Below are 17,690 nucleotides of genomic sequence, written 5' to 3' on the forward strand. Positions count from 1 at the left end.
AAAGTCCATTCCTCATTGACGAAGCATTCTGTGATGCGCGCCTAATAGTGGGCATCACAGAATGCTTTGTGCGTGTTCTATTACGGTGTTAGCTATTCTCTGTTTATAGAATACTCCTCGCAAAGAGTATCCTTCAGGAATATTACTTGCTTAACACCTTTTTGACAAGGGCTGGCACATCAAAGATGGTGTCCGCGACGGGAACACCGGCGGCCTGAAGCGCCTCAACCTTGCCTTGCGCGGTCCCGGTATTGCCCGAGACAATCGCGCCCGCATGGCCCATGCGTTTTCCTGGAGGGGCCGTGCGCCCGGAGATGAAGGCCACCACGGGCTTCTTCATCTGGGTTCTGATATACTCGGCGGCATCCTCTTCGTCGCTACCACCGATCTCGCCACACATGACGACGACCTCAGTCTGAGGATCCTCGTCGAAGCGCTTGAGGTAGTCCGCGAAGGTTGAGCCGATGATGGGGTCACCACCGATGCCGATGCAGGTCGACTGACCCAGGCCCTCGTTGGTGAGCAGCGAGACCACTTCATAGGTCAGGGTGCCAGAGCGCGAGATGAAGCCGACAGGTCCGGGTGTAAACATGCCGTAAGGGATGATGCCGATCTTACCATGGCCTGGTGTGCAGAGTCCTGGGCAGTTAGGGCCAATCAGGGTCGCGCCCTTCTCGCGTACCGCCAGGATCGCGCGGGTCATATCCACAACTGGAATGCCCTCGGTGATGCAGACGATCAGTTCGATGCCTGCGTAGGCTGCCTCTTCGATGGCGTCAGCCGCGCCCGCGGGTGGCACGAAGATGCAGGTGGCATTGGCGTCGGTCCGGGCCTTGGCCTGGGCCACGGTATCAAAAACGGGAACGCCCTCGACCTCCTGGCCACCTTTACCAGGAGTGACGCCGCCAACAACGGTCGTGCCTGCCGCGATCATATTATGGGTGTGGTACTGACCCTCACGCCCGGTAATGCCTTGCACGATGACGCGCGTGCTTTTATCCAGTAGAATGCTCATTGCTGCTACCCTTCTCTACTTGTCAAGCCCGTTAATGGCGGCGACAATCTTCTGCGCGGAGTCACGCATATCCTGACCCCAGTCGAGTCCCGCGTCTTTCAGCAGGGCTCGGCCCTCTTCGGCGCCTGTGCCGGAGAGGCGAACGACAATCGGCATACCCTTGGGCAGCTCTCCCTGCGCCATAATCACGCCACGGGCTACCTCTTCGCCACGCGTAATGCCGCCGAAGATGTTGACGAGGATACCCTTGACCTGGGGGTCGCGTGCGACGAAGGTCAGAGCCTTGTACATGACCTCGGCCTTGGCGCCACCACCGATATCCAGGAAGTTCGCGGGCTTGCCGCCGGAACGGGCAACCATGTCGAGCGTGGTCATAACCAGGCCTGCGCCGTTACCAATGATACCGACGTCGCCATCCAGCTTGACATAGGTCAGGCCTGCCTGCTTGGCCTCGAACTCAATGGGGTTGGCGTCTTCTGGCTCGGACCAGGAGGCAATCTCTTTCTGGCGGTAGAGCGCGTTATCGTCGATCAATATTTTCGCGTCTGCGGCCAGGACCTTGCCATCTGCGGTCAGGGCCAGGGGGTTGATCTCAGCCAGCTGCGCGTCGGAACCGATATAGGCCTTGGCGAGGTTGGCGAGGATAGCGGCTGCGGGACGGAGGGCCTTGGTAGGGAGTCCAGCCTCGGTGACGATATTGAGGGCCTCAAAGGGGCGCAGCCCCCAGTGCATATCTATAGGATATTTAATAATTTTTTCGGGATGAGTTGCAGCGACCTCTTCGATATCGATACCGCCCTCTTTCGAGACCATGACCACAGGAGTCTGTGACTTGCGGTCATGCACGATGCCCAGGTAGTACTCTTCTTTAATATCGATCTTGGAGGTTACAAGAACCTTATCTACGGTCAATCCCTTAATGTTCATGCCCAGTACTCGTGCCGCGGAGTCGCGAGCCTCTTCTGGAGTGTCGCCAAACTGGATGCCACCCGCCTTACCACGTCCACCAACGTAGACCTGGGCTTTGATGACAACGGGCCCGTCAAGTTCGCGGGCAATAGTTTCGGCCTCTTCTGGCGTGTGTGCGACTTTGCCGGGCTGAACCGGAATGCCGTAACGAGCCAGGACTTCTTTGGCCTGATATTCGTGGATCTTCAAAATAATTGCTCCTTAATACGCTTGCTTCCACATATTGACTGCCCCCCTGGAGAAGAGAGACAAGGAGTAGGTTGATGCAACTGAAGTTTATGCTAGCACTTCACAGAAAAGGTGTCAAGGATGGGTTGCGCCTGCAAGCGCTTGTATGCCCTCTCGACTCTCTTCCCCGTAGTGATACCCATTATATGTCTACACTCAGCATAAAAAAGGCGCCGGGTAAACACCCGGCGCCTTTTTTATGCTGAGTGTAGGTAATTACCCCCGGATAACGGCGAGGACTTCGTCGCGTTTTTGTTCCATGAGGGCCTGGGTCTTTGCCTCAAGGTTCAGGCGCAGCAGGGGCTCGGTGTTGGAGCCACGCACGTTGAACCACCAGTCGCCGTAGTCAGCGCTGATACCGTCGAGGGTGTCAAACGACTGGGCCTGCTTGCTAAAGTGTTCCTTGACCTGCTCGATCTTGGCCTTGACGTCGCTGACGGTGCTGTTGATCTCACCACTGCGGTAGTAGACGTCGAGGGGCTTGATGCTCTCGGAGAGCGGTTTGTTCTCGACGGAGACCAGCTCTAGCATGATCAGGAAGGCGATCAGGCCAGAGTCGGCGTACCAGTTGTCGCGGAAGTAGAAGTGTCCAGAGTGTTCGCCACCGAAGATGGCGTTCTCTTCGCGCATCTGGGCCTTGATGAAGGAGTGTCCCACGCGGGTACGGCCCGATTTGCCACCCAGCTTCTCGACCAGTTCTGGCACCGCCTTGGAGACGATGAGGTTGTAGAGGATGGTCGAGCCGGGGGATTTGTGCAGCAGGCTGTTAGTCACGGCCAGGGTGACCATGGAGCCATCAACCAGGTCGCCATGCTCATCGACGGGGAACATGCGGTCGGCATCGCCATCGAAGGCCACGCCCATGTCGGCATGCGTCTCGCGTACTTTTTGCTGCACATCTACCATGTTCTCTGGCTCGATTGGGCTGGCGGGATGATGGGGGAAGGAGCCATCCAGCTCAAAGTAGAGGGGAACCAGCTCGCAGGGGAGGTGTTTGAAGACACGTGGCAACACCAGGCCAGCCATGCCATTACCCGCATCGGCGACGATCTTGAGTGGGCGAATCTTCTTCACGTCGATGAAGGAGAGGGCGTGCTGGACATAGTCGTCGATGATGTCGCGCTGGCTGACCTCGCCCTTGTGTGCAGGCTCGGCAAACTCACCGCTCACGGCCAGGTCGCGGATATCGCTTAGTCCAGTGTCACGGCTAATAGGATAAGCCATCGCGCGGCAGAACTTCATGCCGTTGTACTTGCCGGGATTGTGCGAGGCGGTGATCATAACGCCTGCGGGATAATTAAATTTACCCACGGCGAAATAGAGCGCGTCCGTCGTCACCATGCCCAGGTCGATAACATTGACACCCTGGTCGGTCAGTCCACGGATCAGGTTCTCCGCCAGTTGTGGTGAGGAGAGACGCATGTCGCGCCCGACCGCGATTTCAGGAACATTTAGATACTGGCCCGCCGCGCGTCCGATTGCATAGACGGCCTCATCGGTGAGGGCCTCGCCGTAGATGCCTCGAATGTCATAGGCCCCGAAGATGGCGGGGTTGACATTAGTCTTTGTACTCATAATTGTGCCGTGCAGGGAGGTAGTATGGATTTGCCCTGCACGTCTCCTTTCTCTATCTATCACGTCGGAGCATATTGGCCTGGATGTCAGACCTCTCCATCGTGTTGGGTCTATTTGGGGGGTTGCTTAGTATATAGGCGCTCCCAGTCATGGCGTAGGATTTCAACAAGAACCCAGGGATCGCCAGAACTGCGCGGATCATAGATCTGTCCGACCTCGGTAAAGTGGCTACGGGTGAAGGCCTTTCGTGCTGGAAGATTGGCAAGAGCCGTCTCCGCATAGATGCGTGCCAGGAAGGGTAGGGTAAAGAGATGATTGACGAGTGTGTAAATCGCCTCGCGCCCATATCCCTTGCCCCAACTCTGTTTATTGCCAATTCCCAGGCCGACCTCTACCTGGCCACTTCGATAATCGAGATTGAAGTACGTAATGGTGCCAATAGGCGTCTTTTTATCATCTTCAATAATAAACCAGAATTGCCGCCCATTTCCTCGCACATAATTGCGTTCAAAAACAGGGAGAAATTCAGCCATAGTGCGCGAGTAGGGTCGGTGTGGGTCAAAGCGCCATACCTCGTCGTCGCGCTCCCAATGAAAGACGTTGCGTGCATCCTGCATCATTGGTGGGCGTAGTGTAATGCGTTCTCCATGCAGAATAGGTGTGCTGCTTACTCGATTGTCGCGTTGTAGTTCTGTCATGGTTTCTCCGGAGTTCCTTGTCCTCGTCCCTAAGTGGTATGACCGCCAGTTTGTAGGGTCCAAGCTTGCTTGGACTCCCTGCTGGCACGTTATGCTAGCCCGATTTCACGCGCAAAGCTGGTTCCTGCCGCCAGTGGGCCAACCCCAAAGTTCTCGGCCAATGTCTGCCCAAGGTCGGCCATGGAGGACCGGGTTCCCAGATCTACTCCGGCGCGAATTGGCTTGCCGTAGGCGAGCAGGGGCACACATTCCCGGGTATGGTCGGTACCACGATAGGTTGGATCGACACCGTGGTCAGCGGCGAAGAAGATCGCGTCTTCGGGACGCAGTACCCGCTGCACCTTGCCGAACCACGCGTCTACATCGCGTAGCGCTTGCGCGTATCCCTGGCTATCGCGACGGTGTCCCCATAACATATCAAATTCTACCAGATTCACGAAGAGTAGACCATAAAAGTCTCGCTCAAGCCAGCGCAGGGTCGCGGCCATCCCTTCTTGATTCGTCTCCGTGTGATCGCGCGCGGTCAGGCCCCGGCCCGCGAAGAGGTCTTCAATCTTGCCAATGCCAATCACATCGCGCCCGCTTTCTTTAAGCAGGTCAAGCAGGGTGGTGCCGACTGGCTCCAGGGCGAAGTCGCGCCTGTGCTCGGTCCGCTTGAAATTGCCGGATGTGCCAATAAAGGGGCGCGCGATGACCCGGCCCACGGCGTTCTCGCCTGTCAGCATATTGCGTCCAACCTGGCAGATGCGATAAAGCTCCTCCAGAGGAATGACCTCCTGGTGGGCCGCGATCTGGAAGACGCTATCTGCCGAGGTGTAGAGGATGGGCCACCCGGTACGCACATGCTCTTCGCCCAGTTCTTTAATGATCTCGGTTCCCGAGGCGACCTTGTTGCCAATGACTTTGTGTCCACTGGCCTCTTCAAAGGCGGCGACAAGCTCAGCCGGAAAACCTTGGGGATAGGTGGGCAGCGGTCGCTGGAGAACGGCTCCCATAAGCTCCCAGTGTCCCGCGACGCTGTCTTTGCCCGCGGCGGTCTCGTTCAGGCGTCCAAATGCGCCCAGGGCCTGTTCCTGGGGTGGTGTGCCCTGGATAGGCGTGATGTTGCCCAGTCCAATGCGCCCCAGGTTGGGTAGCTCCAGGCCACCGATGGCCTGCGCGCAGTGCTCCAGTGAACTGGCTCCCTCGTCTCCATAGGTTGCACTATCTGAATTGGCTCCTGCTCCTACACCATCTAAGACGATGACGACAGCTCGTTTGAGTATGCTCATAATGAAATCACCTTTGTCGTATCCAGGCATGCATAACGCGGTAGCGACTCGCCGATGAGCGGCTGCGCGTAGGTGTGAAATGCATGCGTAACCATTGCTGTACTCGCATCAAAATAGGCGTCAGGAATGAGGCGCTGCACGTTCGCGATCTCTCCAAGCTCAACCAGACCTGTAGTACAGTGATAGGCCGGCGTATCATGCCGCACCAGCGTCACCATTTTATCGCTCTCCCCGCGCAATGCCGCCTCTAGCGCCTTCTGTCCCACAAGGTACGCCTCCTGCCGATCCGTTGGTGAGACGTACTGCGAAGACATACGCTGGAAATCGCCCGGTTTGTCGAAGCGCGCTCGTAGTTGTAATTGTTGCTTTATTAATTCTACCAGAGTTTGTGCGGTTCCGCTAAGCAAGGGATGTTGAAAGGCGTCGACACCCGCCTGCGCGGCCGCGCCCAGCGCCTCCCCTTTCTCATTGCGCAACGCCTCCGAGGCCACGATGACGACATAGCCATAACGCCTATATGCCTCCTCAACCTGGGTCAGGAAGCGCTCCTCGTGAAAGGCCTGTTCGGGAATGAGCACGATATGGGGCGCATCAGCCTCATCGTGTTTGCCTAGCGTTGAGGCCGCTGCCAGCCAACCCGCATTGCGTCCCATAGTTTCGATAATCTTGATGGGATAATGCCCTGGCATGGAGAGGGTGTTCATGGTTGAGTCTTGCGTCGCCGCTGCGATGAAGCGCGCGGCACTCCCATAGCCGGGACAGTGATCGGTAAAAGGGAGATCATTATCGATGGTCTTTGGAATGCTGATGGCGTAAAATTCATACCCGGTATGGTGGGCCGCCTGCGCCAGGCGATGGGCTGTATCGGCGGAATCATTTCCACCAATATAGAGGAGATAGCGAATATCGTAACGGCGAAAAATATCTAAAGCTCGCTCAATATCTTGTTCTTGTAGCTTGTAGCGACACGAGCCAAGCGCGGCAGATGGTGTATGTAGGAGCTGAGGCCAGAGGCCCGCATCTTGTTGACGCAGATCAATAAAGTCTTCTTGCAATAGACCCGCGATTCCATAATGCATCCCATAGATGCCAGCGATACGCGTGTCTGCTAATGCCGCCTCGACTGCGCCTACGAGGCTTGCATTAATAACGGCGGTTGCGCCGCCCGATTGACCAATAAGCAGATTGCCAGAAACCAATGCTTACCCCCAATAGATTACCTTACATTTAAACTCAGGAAATGCCCTGCTTGAGCACCTCTCGCAAGGCCATTATAACAAGTTCAGGGGGCGAGCGTCGAGGGTAGAGTTTCGCCTTGTCTTTATTCTTGCTCGCATGCTAGTATGCAAAGAGGAGACTCGCGCTGCGTTTCTTGAGAAAGATCGATTACTTCTTTTCCGAACCCTGAGCGTGCTTGCCGTGCCACCGCTTGCCCCCGAATGGGGAAGCGCTAGACACGCAAGTGGCGTTAGGTTTCGGAATAAGATCTTAGGCAAGAAGGGGGAAATACGCGTGAAAGAGAAAATAATTCTTGACTGTGATCCTGGCCATGATGATGCAATCGCGCTCTTACTGGCCGCCCATCATCCCCAGCTAGAACTCCTGGCTGTGACGACTGTCGCGGGCAACCAGGCGGTCGAGAAGACCTCGCGTAACGCCTTAAAAGTCTGTTCGCTGGCGGGCCTGCATCATATTCCAGTCGCGAGAGGGATGGAGAAGCCCCTGGTACGCGCCCCCGGCTTTGCCGCTGATATTCATGGTGAAACGGGCCTGGATGGTCCTGATATGCCCGAACCTGTTATGTCGCTGGTGCGTATGCACGCGGTCGACCTGCTCATCGACCTGCTGCTCAGAGCAGAGGAGCCGATTACCCTGGTGGCAACCGGCCCTTTAACTAATATTGCCACAGCCCTGGAGCGCTCGCCGCACATTGCCCGCAACATCAAAGCCATCTCTATTATGGGGGGAGCCATCGGCCTGGGCAACGTGACCCCAGCCGCCGAGTTTAATATCTGGTTTGATCCCGAAGCGGCACAGAAGGTATTTCAGTGTGGTCGCCCTATTACCATGATTCCCCTGGAGGTCACGCACCAGGCGCTGGCAACTAAGGAGATCATGCGCCGCCTACGCTCTTCCGGGCGCCGCGTTGCCAACTTCGCCGCCGATCTCCTGGCCTTCTTTGCGGATACCTATGAGCAGGTTTTCGGCTTCTCTGCGCCCCCCGTCCATGATCCCTGTGCTGTTGCCGCCGTCATCAATCCAGCCATCATCGAAGGCCACGATATCCGCGTTGAGATTGAGACTGGAGGGGAGTGGAGCGCTGGTCGCACCATCTGCGATGTCTACGGTAAGATCCAACTCCCACCCAACGCCCGCGTCGGCTACAGCCTTAACGTCTCCCACTTCTGGGATCTCACCATCAACACCTTACTCACTTATGATTAAAACTCCCGGAGGGCGGGGTCTAAGGGGTGTCCCCTTACAAATTAAATTTGATAATCCATTTCGCCGTTCCAGCCTTGCGTGAGCTCCTCGTGCTTCTCAAGGGGAGCGCCCCCTTTCATCAGCAGCTCGGCTGGTTTGGCGGCTACTACAGAATTCGGCGAGACCGATTCGAGTACCAGCGCCATGGCGCCAATCTTGCTGCCGCGTCCAATCGTGATGGGACCCAGGACCGCCGCGCCTACGCCAATCGTGACATCATCCTCAATGGAGGGGTGGCGCTTCTGCTTACGACCCGGGCTGGGTCTCCACCAGCCAGTCGCGCCCAGCGTCACCTGGTGATAGAGCATCACATTATCGCCGATGACAGCCGTCTCGCCGATGACAACACCCGCGCCGTGATCGATAAAAAAGCGTTTGCCAATCTGTGCTCCGGGATGGATCTCAATGCCACCCGTAATTATGCGCGCAAACTGCGAGATGAGGCGTGGCAAGATGGGGATGTGTACCTTGTGGAGGGCATGGGCGATACGATGATAAAAAATAGCCCAGAGACCAGGGTAGGTCAATGCCTCGATAATGTTACGGCAGGCTGGATCTTTCTCGAAGATCACATCAATATCATCAGGCCAGGCGGTGCGCCTCCGCGGTGTCTGGGAGGGGGCGGCAATAACAATGCCTGGGGGCAATTGTGGCAACTGGGACAAATCAGTTTCGTATGGCTGCTGCTGACCTATCTGAGTATCCTCCGATAAGCTTCTGGGTCCCTGGGACATAGCATTTTGATCCTTTTCTGTCTGGATAAATCTTTTTGGGATAGATCTTTCTTGCCCTGTTCTATAATGCCTACTGGCTTGCCGATATCTGGCACTGCTATGTGTGGTTGTGCTATCAACTCTGATAGATCTTCCTTTGAAATTGAGTGTATGGCAGGAGTCAGGTCTTGTCAAGGGGACGCAGATTTTCTCTCTCTCTCTCTCGATATCGTAAAAAAGTGCGGCAAACCTATTGACAATTCGCAAGTGCTCCGGTATACTGACGACGTGTTGAGAAACACGAACACAATATGGTGGCCGTAGCTCAATCGGCAGAGCTCTGGATTGTGGCTCCAGCGGTTGTGGGTTCAAGCCCCATCGGTCACCCCCAAGAAACCCGGGATAGTCAAAGCACTATCCCGGGTTTTAAATTACCTCTTTTTGTCGTTCATTGCGACAATTTTGCGACATCTTCGCGATAGACCTGAGACATCCCCAGACTATACTTTCACCAATACACCAGACAGACATTAATGACCTGGTTGGTGGTGCGGGTTGGCAGCCGCAGGCTGCCAACCCGCACCACCAACCAGAGCGAGCGCCGCAGGCGCAAGTGGCCAAGCCAAAATCTTGTACATCAGGTGAGTATAAATATCAGGAGCAAATTGTATGTCTTGGGAACAAAACTCATATCGCGAAAGCGCGTCAGCCCAGCATATGTATGAAAGCGGTTATGCGAGCGAAGCGGAGCATCTCCAGCCAGAGCCAATCGATCAGAGCCATGTGCCACCCATGAATCAGACAATGCGTGACCTTCCTCCCTCGCATGAGTCACCACGTCCAGCGTTTGATGGCCCCCAGGTGATGCAACCACTGCGCCCGCCAGCGGGGCAACAGGGCTACGTTCTCTACGGCTGGCAGCCGGTCTTTATAAAGGTGGGTGAGTCCAGTGGCTCGCGTTTCGCGGCTGTGCTCAGCTATCTAGGGGGCTGGTTCTCGGGCCTGTTGCTGCTCTTCTTCGGCTTCGAGAACAAATATGTGCGCTTCCATGCCCTGCAATCCCTGCTCTTCTTCGGCTTTCTCAACATTGCCGACTTCTTTATGTTTGTGTTTGGCGGCTTTGGCTTGCGCATCTGGAGCCATGTCCCTTATGCCCATGGCTTCTTTGCCCTGGGAATCTTCCTGGCCTTTCTGCTCATCAATGTCGTGGCCTTTGTGGGCTGGCTGCTCTGTATCGCGATGGCGGCAAGCGGAAAATACTACAAGATTCCCATCTTTGGGCATTTTGCCGCCCGCCTCTCTGGGGTTGAGCCGTCTCCAGTCCCAACGGTCAAATAGTTTTCTCTCAAATAGTTCTTATATCCCAAGCAGCGGGGTAAAAAAAGATGCCCTCGCAGCCATTGGCTGCGAGGGCATCTTTTTTTACCCCGCTGCTTATTAACTCTGGCGGCTGTCGCGCCAGCGAATGAGGCGCTCGACTGCCTCATAGTTCCAGGGAGTCTGCATACCCATGATGAGATGCGTGACACCCGTCTCTACGAGAGCGTCCAGGTCCTCTTCTTTGAAGTCAGCGCTGACCGCACTTGAGCGCTCAATCTCGTTGGGGTTGCGGCCCACTTCTTTACACCAGTTGTCCAGGACCTCCATTTTATGCTGCAAGGTCGCGGTATCGCCGAAGCCATGCCAGATATTGGCGTATTTGGCGGTGATGCGTAGCGTTTTCTTCTCGCCGCCACCACCGATCAGCAAAGGAATGGGCTGCTGAATAGGCTTGGGCACGTCGGCTTCCCAGCGATGCAGAATGGTGGGAACGGCCTCTTCAAGCGCCTGGAGGCGGCTGCCAGCCGTGCCAAAGTCATAGCCAAACTCTTTGTAGTCGCGCTCAAACCAGCCTGCACCCAGGCCCAGAATGACACGCCCATTGCTGATATGGTCTACCGTTTTGGCCATATTCGCCAGCAGAGCGGGATTGCGATAGGTATTGCAGGTTACCAGGCAGCCGATCTTCGCGCGGCTGGTCAGGGTCGCCATAGCGGTGAGCAGCGTCCAGCCCTCAAAGTGGTTGCCCTGTGGGTCGCCATAGAGCGGGAAGAAATGGTCCCAGTTAAAGATACTATCAACACCCATCTCGTCGAAACGGCGTACACCATTTGCGTAGTCCTCGTAGCTGGTATGCTGCGGGTGCATCTGCACGCCGGTACGAATCTGATGGCCATATTTTGTCTGTGCCATGTTTACTTAAGCTCCTCTAATTGTAGTATAGATACTAATCAATCTATTGTAGACACACATCCAGCATGACCGCAAGTTTCTTTACTTTTTCTCAGGGTCTTCCAGTTCTCCCTTGCCATCTGCCTAGGCGAGCATAGCGAGCCGAGGGGTAAAGAGGTGTGGGTGGCAAACGGCATCGCCGTTTGCCACCCACACCTCTTTACCCCTGAGCGCCGCAGGCGCGAAGACTACAACTCTGTTTGTTGACCTGCATCTGCCCATGTGTTACTATGGCTAGAGAGACAATGTATCAGTTAGAACTATGTGCGGGAGTATGAGACGTGACGATAGCGGAGCCAGTTATTACTTTACAGCACGTTGCTTTATCCTTTGGCAAGCGTGTTATTTTACGAGATGCCAATATGGCTATCCAGCAGGGGGAGTTTGTTGTCGTGCTAGGTCCGAACGGGGCAGGTAAGAGTACCCTGTTCAAGATGCTGCTGGGGCTTATTCAACCCACCGCTGGCGAGATTCGCGTGCTGGGTCGTGCGCCTCGTAGCGGCAATAAAGAGATCGGTTATGCTCCTCAGCATCGTACGGTCGAGGGCGACCTGGCCCTGCGCGCCCGCGACCTGGTAGGTTTCGGCTTGGATGGAAACCGCTGGGGCTTTGGCCTGCCCAACCGCAAGCGCGACGCTATCATTGACCAGGCGCTTGAAGAGGTCGATGCCCTGCGCTATGCCAATGCCCCCGTTGGCCAGCTCTCTGGTGGCGAGCAGCAGCGCCTCTTGATCGCCCAGGCTCTGTTAACTAATCCTCGTATCCTGCTTCTAGACGAACCCCTGGCCAGCCTCGATATCGCGCGCCAGCAAGATATTGTTACCCTCGTGGGCAACGTCTGCCGCTCGCGTGGCGTTACGGTCCTGCTCGTCGCTCACGATGTCAATCCGCTCCTGCCAGCGCTGGACCGCATTGTCTATATCGCGAATGGGCAGAGCTTGATTGGGACGCCTGGCGAGGTGATTACCAGCGAGAACCTGAGCAAGCTCTATAAGGCTCCCGTTGAAGTCGTCCATGCCCTCGACCGCATCTTTGTTGTGGGCGCCGAGGTATAGGTTTACCTGAAAGGAATAGATCGTTACTATGCAGCAAGCTCAGTCGCCTGCTAACACCCGTCCCGTTCGCTGGGGTGTGATCAGTGCCGCCAACATCGGCGCGAAAGCCGTTTCGCCCGCTATTCAGGCCTCGCGCAATGGCATCCTGGCCGCCGTGGGGAGCCGTGATCCTCGGCGTGCGGCGGACCTCTACGCCTTCTCGCCCACGACCCGCATCTATGGCAGCTACCAGGATATTCTCGATGATGAAGAGATCGAGGCGGTCTATATCCCTCTGCCCAATAGCCTGCACGCTGAATGGACCATCAAGGCGCTGGAGGCGGGGAAGCATGTGCTGTGTGAGAAGCCCCTGGCCGTGACGGAGGAAGAGGCGCGCGAGATGGTTGAGGCCGCTCAGGCCAATGATCGTCTGCTCATGGAGGCCTTTATGTATCGCTTCCATCCACAGATTGAGTGGACGCTGGAGCGCGTGCAGGCTGGTGAGATTGGCCAGGTGCGCCTGGTACGGGCCTCCTTTGCTTTTGATATTCGCGGGCGTGTGGAGAACATTCGTATTCAACCTGAGCTGGCTGGGGGCTCGCTTATGGATGTAGGCTGCTATACCGTCAATCTCTGTCGTGCTGTCTATGGTCAACCTCCCGCCTCTGTTGCGGCGCGCGTCCATGTCGAAAAATTTGGTGGTGTGGATATGGCGATGAACGCTATTCTCGACTTTGGTGAGGGACGCTACGGCCTGATTGACTCCAGCTTTGAGCTGCCCATGCGCCAGTCGGTGGAGATCATTGGTGACGAGGGTTCGATCACCATTCCCGTGCCCTTTACGCCACGCAATATGGAGGGTATCGTTTTCGCCATGAAGAATGGGCAGATGAACGAGCGCAAATTCCCCATGGTGGATCAATACCAGATCGAGGTCGAGCACTTCGCCGATTGCATCCGCAACGGTCAGGAGCCAGTGCGCAGCCTGAGCGAGACTCTGGAGAATATGGCCACCATTGAGGCTATCTATGAGTCAGCCGGTCACGATTGGCCCATCCTATAGCCAATCATTTTTGCTAGCAATGCCCCTGAATTAAGCTTGTGAAGTAAAGCACAAGCTTTTTCTTGTGCATCTAAAGCAAACTTATAAGTCAGAAAGACTAAAATGCATTTTAATCAAATCAAATAACTAAATTCCGCCACTTTATTCGTCTTATAGAGTGGGGAGTTTGTTGTAGTTGGATGTTAAGAGCGGCCCTTTCTGGTGCAGGTGCTCCGCTCGCTCTATGCGAAGTATGGGAGGATTTATGGAAGCGATTATTGGACGGTATCGCGCTCAGGTCCAGGAACAGGGAGTTACCCTCAGGCACATATCTGGCATCGCCTTTGATATCAGCGCGCAGGAGGCCTTGGGGTTACTGGATTTGCTTAGTGCGTATCGCGAGACGCTTCAACAGATACAGGAACAGCAGGCTCAGGGGACGACTGACTCTTCGTCTGACCCGGATGCATCATTGTAGTACTCCTTCATTCTGCAAATAACGGGAGAAGCCAGGGCAGGTACCCCTGGCTTTTCTCATGCTTCATTGAAAAAAGGACATGTGGCGGATGCGCGAATAATAGAGCCGTAGCACCGCCGAGAGCGCGTCCCCAAGGCCAGGATGGGCATTGATGACATAAATGTGGCGCGCCCCCCAGAAGAGGCTGTGGTGATTGTCCTGGGGTGTCAGTGGGTCACCGCCTGCCCGTAGTCTGTTGAGTATCTCTACCTGGCGGTCGATACTGCTCTCCGTATCGATCAAGAGCACCGCGATCTCTGGATTAAAGTCGGCTGCGCGCCGTAGAAACAGGCGTAGTTCGTTCTCTGTGATCTGGTTGGGGCTACCCGATTTAGACTCCACCATTACGCGGATGCTATCCACAAAGGCCACAACGTCCAGGTCGCCTCCGTCCGCTACCCCTTTAAGTGCGACGCCATGCCGCGCCGGTACCTGGAGCCAATCGCGAAACCATTCAGCGATATACCATTCGAGTGTTGGCCCCAGATTATCAATGTGCTTGTAGGCCGGACTTTTGTGATAGAGCATCCCATCATGCGTGACCAGGTGATCCTCCTGCAAGCGTGCCAGGTTTTGTTCGAGCTTCTGTTCTCCCGCGCACATGCGTTTGAGGTCAGCATAGGAGCTACTTTTGTGGAAGAAGATATGGCGCAATAGTTTGCGAAAGGTGTTATCGCCAAACGACTCGTAGAAGCGCCTGGCTCGCTCGTCGGGTTCGAGCTCCTGATTGAGGTAGAGGCGAATGACGCGTGGATCGGTGTACACTGGCTTGTGCCTGATGAGGTGCCATCCCTGGCGGCGCAGCATGATCTCGAACTGGTCCTGGCGCGCCAGCCGTTCACGCGCCATGTCTGCGGCAGAGAAGCGTTCCGCGCCCATATCCTTTGCTCCGATCGTTGCTACTGGCTAGTCGGCTGGGACGCTGGCACGCAGTTTTCCCATCCGCGCCAGGATCCCTCTGCCTTCCTCGCGCTGGACGCCGCCAAGCAAGGTTAGCGGCCCTCGCGTGAGCGCCTGGTTGACCTGCTCGGAAGTCAAGCCACGCGCTACCGTCACCTCGTCGGTGCCATCGGCGTTATAGGCCGAGAAGACGACGCGCTTGAGGCCCGCGAATGAGATAGCCGCCATACACATCAGGCACGGCTCTAGCGAGCTATAGAGCGTCAATTCGCGTTTCTCCTCCTCGTTAAGCTGTGAGAGGTAGCGTGCCATGCGGCGCAGGACAACCATCTCCGCATGGTCGGTCGCATCCCCAGTCTCTCGAAACTGGTTATGCTCCAGGTCCAGGATCTCGTCTCCGCAACTGAGCAGGGCCGCGATACCTACGCTCCCTTTATCCAGTGCGGCGTTCGCATATGCCAGCGTCCTTGCCATCATCTTCTCATCCACTGAGCTGATGCTGTTATATCCTGGTTGCATGTAGGTCTCCCTTCTGTGGTTCGAGGTCGTGACATAACATGCATCCCTGCTGACTCTCTCTGGCTGAGGCCTTTAGCCCTGTTTCGGCTCCTCCAGTTTGCGTGAGAGAATGACTCCTGTGTTTAATCCTACTGTATGCAGTCCGCCAAAGAAGCGTGCGTGCTCTATCTTCACACAGCGATCCTGGACAAAGGTCAATCCCGCGGCTCGCGCGATCTCGCCCGCCTCATCATTGCGCACTCCAAGTTGTAACCATAGCACTTTGGCCCCAATCTCAATCGCCTCGCGCGCGATGGGGGGCGTATCGGCAGGCTTACGGAAGACATCTACAATCTCAATCGTTTCCCCGGCTTCCCTGGCCTCCTTCAACGAGGCATACACGCGCTTGCCGAGCAGGGTCTTCCCCGCGTAGCGTGGATTGATGGGGATAATATCATATCCCTCCGCCTGCATATAGATCGCCACAAAATGGCTTGGGCGGTAGGGGTCTGCGGAAACGCCCACGATGGCAATATGCTTATACTGCTGCAAAATGCGTAGACGCTCATACATATCGGGTATGGGAACGGAGTTCTCCCTGGATTGCGCCATGCTCATGCTGCTGCCTCTCCTCTCTGCTTGCTAACTTGTGTGATCTCGCCTCCTTATTGTAGCCCGCGTAGCGAGTGATCACAAGCTACCCCTATTAACTGCGCAGATATTTAAGCAAAGCCAGAATCGCCAGAATAACCAGGACGAGGAGCAATAGTCCAAAGACAACATAGATAAGCGCGACAATACCCGCGAAAAGGGATATACCCAGTGACATTATTTTTCTCCTTAACATGAAATCGTGTTTTTGCTGCTATAGCGTTTTAGACGAGAATAGAGCGCATGTATAAAATATGGCTATTTGTGTCAGAAAAAGATTTGCTCATGTTGCTGGCATAGTTGTAGGATGTGAAGAACAGCTACAAGACAAAGAACTTATTGGCTTCTCTCTATCTTATTGGAGGTTTCTCTCATGCCTGAGATTGATGGCGATCACGTCTTTGGTTTCGATACCCTCTCCGTGCACGCGGGCCAGCGACCCGATCCGACGACTGGCGCCCGCGCGGTTCCCATCTACCAGACGACGTCCTATGTCTTTGACGATACCGATCATGCCGCGCACCTCTTTGCCCTGCAACGTTTCGGCAATATCTATACCCGTATCATGAATCCGACAACCGCTGTGTTTGAGGAGCGTATCGCGTCCCTGGAAGGCGGGACAGGGGCCGTGGCGACCGCCTCGGGTATGGCGGCCCAAATGGCGACAATGATGACGCTCTTGCGTCCCGGCGATGAAATTGTGGCCTCCAGCTACCTTTATGGTGGCACGCATACGCAGTTTGATATCACGCTACGCGCCTGGGGTGTCAACACTATCTTTGTTGATAGTAATGATGCCGAGAACTTCCGCCGGGCTGTTACGCCCAGGACACGTGCCTTTTACGGGGAGACCATCGGCAATCCTCGTGGCGATGTGCTCGATATAGAGGCCGTGGCGGCTATCGCGCACGAGGTTGGTGTTCCCCTGGTCGTAGACAATACCTTTGGGACGCCCTACCTCTGTCGCCCCTTCGAGCATGGCGCGGATATCGTCGTGCATTCGGCCACCAAGTTTATTGGCGGCCATGGCACCTCTATCGCGGGCGTAGTGGTCGAATCGGGGAAGTTCCCCTGGGACAACGGGAAGTTTGCGCATATCGTCGATCCCTCGCCCGGTTACCACGGCGTGCGCTTCTACGAAACTTTTGGCGATTTTTGCTTTTGTATGAAGCTCCGCGTGGAGACTGTGCGTGATACGGGGGCCGCGCTTAGCCCCTTCAACTCCTTTTTGCTGCTCCAGGGCCTTGAAACGCTCTCGCTGCGCATGGAGCGTCATTGTGCCAATGCCCAGCGCGTGGCCGAGTTCCTGCATGAGCATCCCGCCGTGGACTGGGTGCGCTATCCTGGCCTGAAAGATGATCCCTCGTATGAACTGGCGCAGAAGTACCTGCCGCGTGGCGCGGGTGCTGTCTTCACCTTTGGCGTCAAAGGCGGCTACGAGGCGGGCAAAAAGCTGATCAATAGCGTAAAGCTTCTCTCGCACCTGGCGAACGTTGGCGATGCGCGTAGCCTGGTCATTCATCCCGCCAGCACGACTCATCAGCAGCTCTCCGAGGAAAACCAGCTCGCGGGCGGCGTGACCCCAGACCTGATCCGCCTCTCCATCGGCATCGAGAACGTCGAGGATATCCTCTGGGACCTCGACCAGGCCCTGCGCGGCACTCTTTAGAGGCGGCGCACTCTCACGCCTTCGTTCCCATGCGGCCTCACTCAGTAGCCGCGTACGCCAGGAGCAGGCCCGCTACTGGCGTACGCGGCTACTTGTATACAGCGACGCAAAGAATTGTGATAAACTTATGTAGATAGAGATAATCGGCTACCTCA

At 55.8% G+C, this 17,690-nt stretch carries 18 protein-coding genes and 1 tRNA gene; 7 read left to right on the forward strand and 12 right to left on the reverse strand.

The window, feature by feature from the left end; all coding sequences use genetic code 11:
* Nucleotides 1-142: 142 nt before the first annotated feature.
* The 6 genes from sucD to KTE_RS24805 form a co-directional block, all read right to left on the reverse strand.
* Nucleotides 143-1,015, reverse strand: a complete 873-nt coding sequence (gene sucD, locus KTE_RS24780) for a succinate--CoA ligase subunit alpha (RefSeq protein ID WP_201368547.1) — start codon at nt 1,013-1,015, stop codon at nt 143-145.
* A gap of 15 nt (nt 1,016-1,030) precedes the next feature.
* Nucleotides 1,031-2,173: an ADP-forming succinate--CoA ligase subunit beta gene (gene sucC, locus KTE_RS24785; RefSeq protein ID WP_201385708.1), complete on the reverse strand. Its 1,143-nt coding sequence runs from the start codon at nt 2,171-2,173 to the stop codon at nt 1,031-1,033.
* Nucleotides 2,174-2,428: 255 nt separating this feature from the next.
* A complete protein-coding gene (manB, locus tag KTE_RS24790) occupies nt 2,429-3,787 on the reverse strand; it encodes a phosphomannomutase/phosphoglucomutase (RefSeq protein ID WP_201385716.1) in 1,359 nt (452 codons plus the stop codon).
* Nucleotides 3,788-3,897: 110 nt separating this feature from the next.
* Nucleotides 3,898-4,485, reverse strand: a complete 588-nt coding sequence (locus tag KTE_RS24795; RefSeq protein ID WP_201385718.1) for a GNAT family N-acetyltransferase — start codon at nt 4,483-4,485, stop codon at nt 3,898-3,900.
* An 89-nt stretch (nt 4,486-4,574) separates the two neighbouring features.
* A complete protein-coding gene (locus KTE_RS24800; RefSeq protein ID WP_374226824.1) occupies nt 4,575-5,750 on the reverse strand; it encodes a phosphopentomutase in 1,176 nt (391 codons plus the stop codon).
* Between the two features lie 2 nt (nt 5,751-5,752).
* Nucleotides 5,753-6,955 (reverse strand): 6-phosphofructokinase, encoded by a 1,203-nt coding sequence (locus KTE_RS24805; protein ID WP_201385723.1) that lies wholly within the window; start codon nt 6,953-6,955, stop codon nt 5,753-5,755.
* 313 nt (nt 6,956-7,268) lie between these two features.
* Between KTE_RS24805 and KTE_RS24810 the strand changes: the two genes are divergently transcribed.
* Entirely contained in the window at nt 7,269-8,201 is a 933-nt protein-coding gene (locus KTE_RS24810) for a nucleoside hydrolase (RefSeq protein WP_201385725.1), read from the forward strand.
* Between the two features lie 41 nt (nt 8,202-8,242).
* Here KTE_RS24810 and epsC read toward each other — a convergent pair whose 3' ends face one another.
* The gene (gene epsC, locus KTE_RS24815) at nt 8,243-8,974 is read right to left on the reverse strand and encodes a serine O-acetyltransferase EpsC (protein WP_201385727.1); all 732 of its coding nucleotides are present in this window, start codon (nt 8,972-8,974) and stop codon (nt 8,243-8,245) included.
* Between the two features lie 292 nt (nt 8,975-9,266).
* On the opposite strand from epsC, the gene KTE_RS24820 reads away from it, so the two are divergent.
* Nucleotides 9,267-9,344 (forward strand) — tRNA-His (locus KTE_RS24820).
* 278 nt (nt 9,345-9,622) lie between these two features.
* The gene (locus KTE_RS24825; RefSeq protein ID WP_201385729.1) at nt 9,623-10,291 is read left to right on the forward strand and encodes a DUF4870 domain-containing protein; all 669 of its coding nucleotides are present in this window, start codon (nt 9,623-9,625) and stop codon (nt 10,289-10,291) included.
* A gap of 99 nt (nt 10,292-10,390) precedes the next feature.
* On the opposite strand, the gene KTE_RS24830 is transcribed toward KTE_RS24825, so the two are convergent.
* A complete protein-coding gene (locus KTE_RS24830; protein ID WP_201385732.1) occupies nt 10,391-11,185 on the reverse strand; it encodes an LLM class F420-dependent oxidoreductase in 795 nt (264 codons plus the stop codon).
* A 320-nt stretch (nt 11,186-11,505) separates the two neighbouring features.
* On the opposite strand from KTE_RS24830, the gene KTE_RS24835 reads away from it, so the two are divergent.
* The 3 genes from KTE_RS24835 (at nt 11,506) to KTE_RS24845 (ending at nt 13,778) form a co-directional block, all read left to right on the forward strand.
* Nucleotides 11,506-12,279 carry a metal ABC transporter ATP-binding protein gene (locus KTE_RS24835; RefSeq protein ID WP_201385733.1) on the forward strand — a complete coding sequence of 258 codons (774 nt, stop codon included), beginning with the start codon at nt 11,506-11,508 and terminating at the stop codon, nt 12,277-12,279.
* Between the two features lie 28 nt (nt 12,280-12,307).
* A complete protein-coding gene (locus tag KTE_RS24840; RefSeq protein ID WP_201385734.1) occupies nt 12,308-13,321 on the forward strand; it encodes a Gfo/Idh/MocA family protein in 1,014 nt (337 codons plus the stop codon).
* Between the two features lie 244 nt (nt 13,322-13,565).
* Complete coding sequence (locus KTE_RS24845; protein WP_201385735.1) at nt 13,566-13,778, forward strand: hypothetical protein; 213 nt, start codon at nt 13,566-13,568, stop codon at nt 13,776-13,778.
* A gap of 63 nt (nt 13,779-13,841) precedes the next feature.
* On the opposite strand, the gene KTE_RS24850 is transcribed toward KTE_RS24845, so the two are convergent.
* The 4 genes from KTE_RS24850 to KTE_RS48955 all read right to left on the reverse strand — a co-directional run bounded on the left by KTE_RS24850 (nt 13,842) and on the right by KTE_RS48955 (nt 16,044).
* Nucleotides 13,842-14,696, reverse strand: coding sequence for a hypothetical protein (locus tag KTE_RS24850; RefSeq protein ID WP_201385736.1), 855 nt, complete (start codon nt 14,694-14,696; stop codon nt 13,842-13,844).
* A gap of 27 nt (nt 14,697-14,723) precedes the next feature.
* On the reverse strand, nt 14,724-15,236 hold the full coding sequence (locus KTE_RS24855; RefSeq protein WP_201385737.1) for a nucleoside deaminase: 513 nt from the start codon (nt 15,234-15,236) through the stop codon (nt 14,724-14,726).
* A 72-nt stretch (nt 15,237-15,308) separates the two neighbouring features.
* Nucleotides 15,309-15,833, reverse strand: a complete 525-nt coding sequence (locus tag KTE_RS24860; RefSeq protein WP_201385739.1) for a CoA-binding protein — start codon at nt 15,831-15,833, stop codon at nt 15,309-15,311.
* A gap of 88 nt (nt 15,834-15,921) precedes the next feature.
* Nucleotides 15,922-16,044 carry a hypothetical protein gene (locus KTE_RS48955; RefSeq protein WP_255552942.1) on the reverse strand — a complete coding sequence of 41 codons (123 nt, stop codon included), beginning with the start codon at nt 16,042-16,044 and terminating at the stop codon, nt 15,922-15,924.
* 195 nt (nt 16,045-16,239) lie between these two features.
* On the opposite strand from KTE_RS48955, the gene KTE_RS24865 reads away from it, so the two are divergent.
* Nucleotides 16,240-17,535, forward strand: coding sequence for an O-acetylhomoserine aminocarboxypropyltransferase/cysteine synthase family protein (locus KTE_RS24865; RefSeq protein ID WP_201385741.1), 1,296 nt, complete (start codon nt 16,240-16,242; stop codon nt 17,533-17,535).
* Nucleotides 17,536-17,690 lie beyond the last annotated feature (155 nt).

It is taken from the genome of Ktedonobacter sp. SOSP1-85, assembly GCF_016587415.1.
Lineage (GTDB): Bacteria > Chloroflexota > Ktedonobacteria > Ktedonobacterales > Ktedonobacteraceae > Ktedonobacter.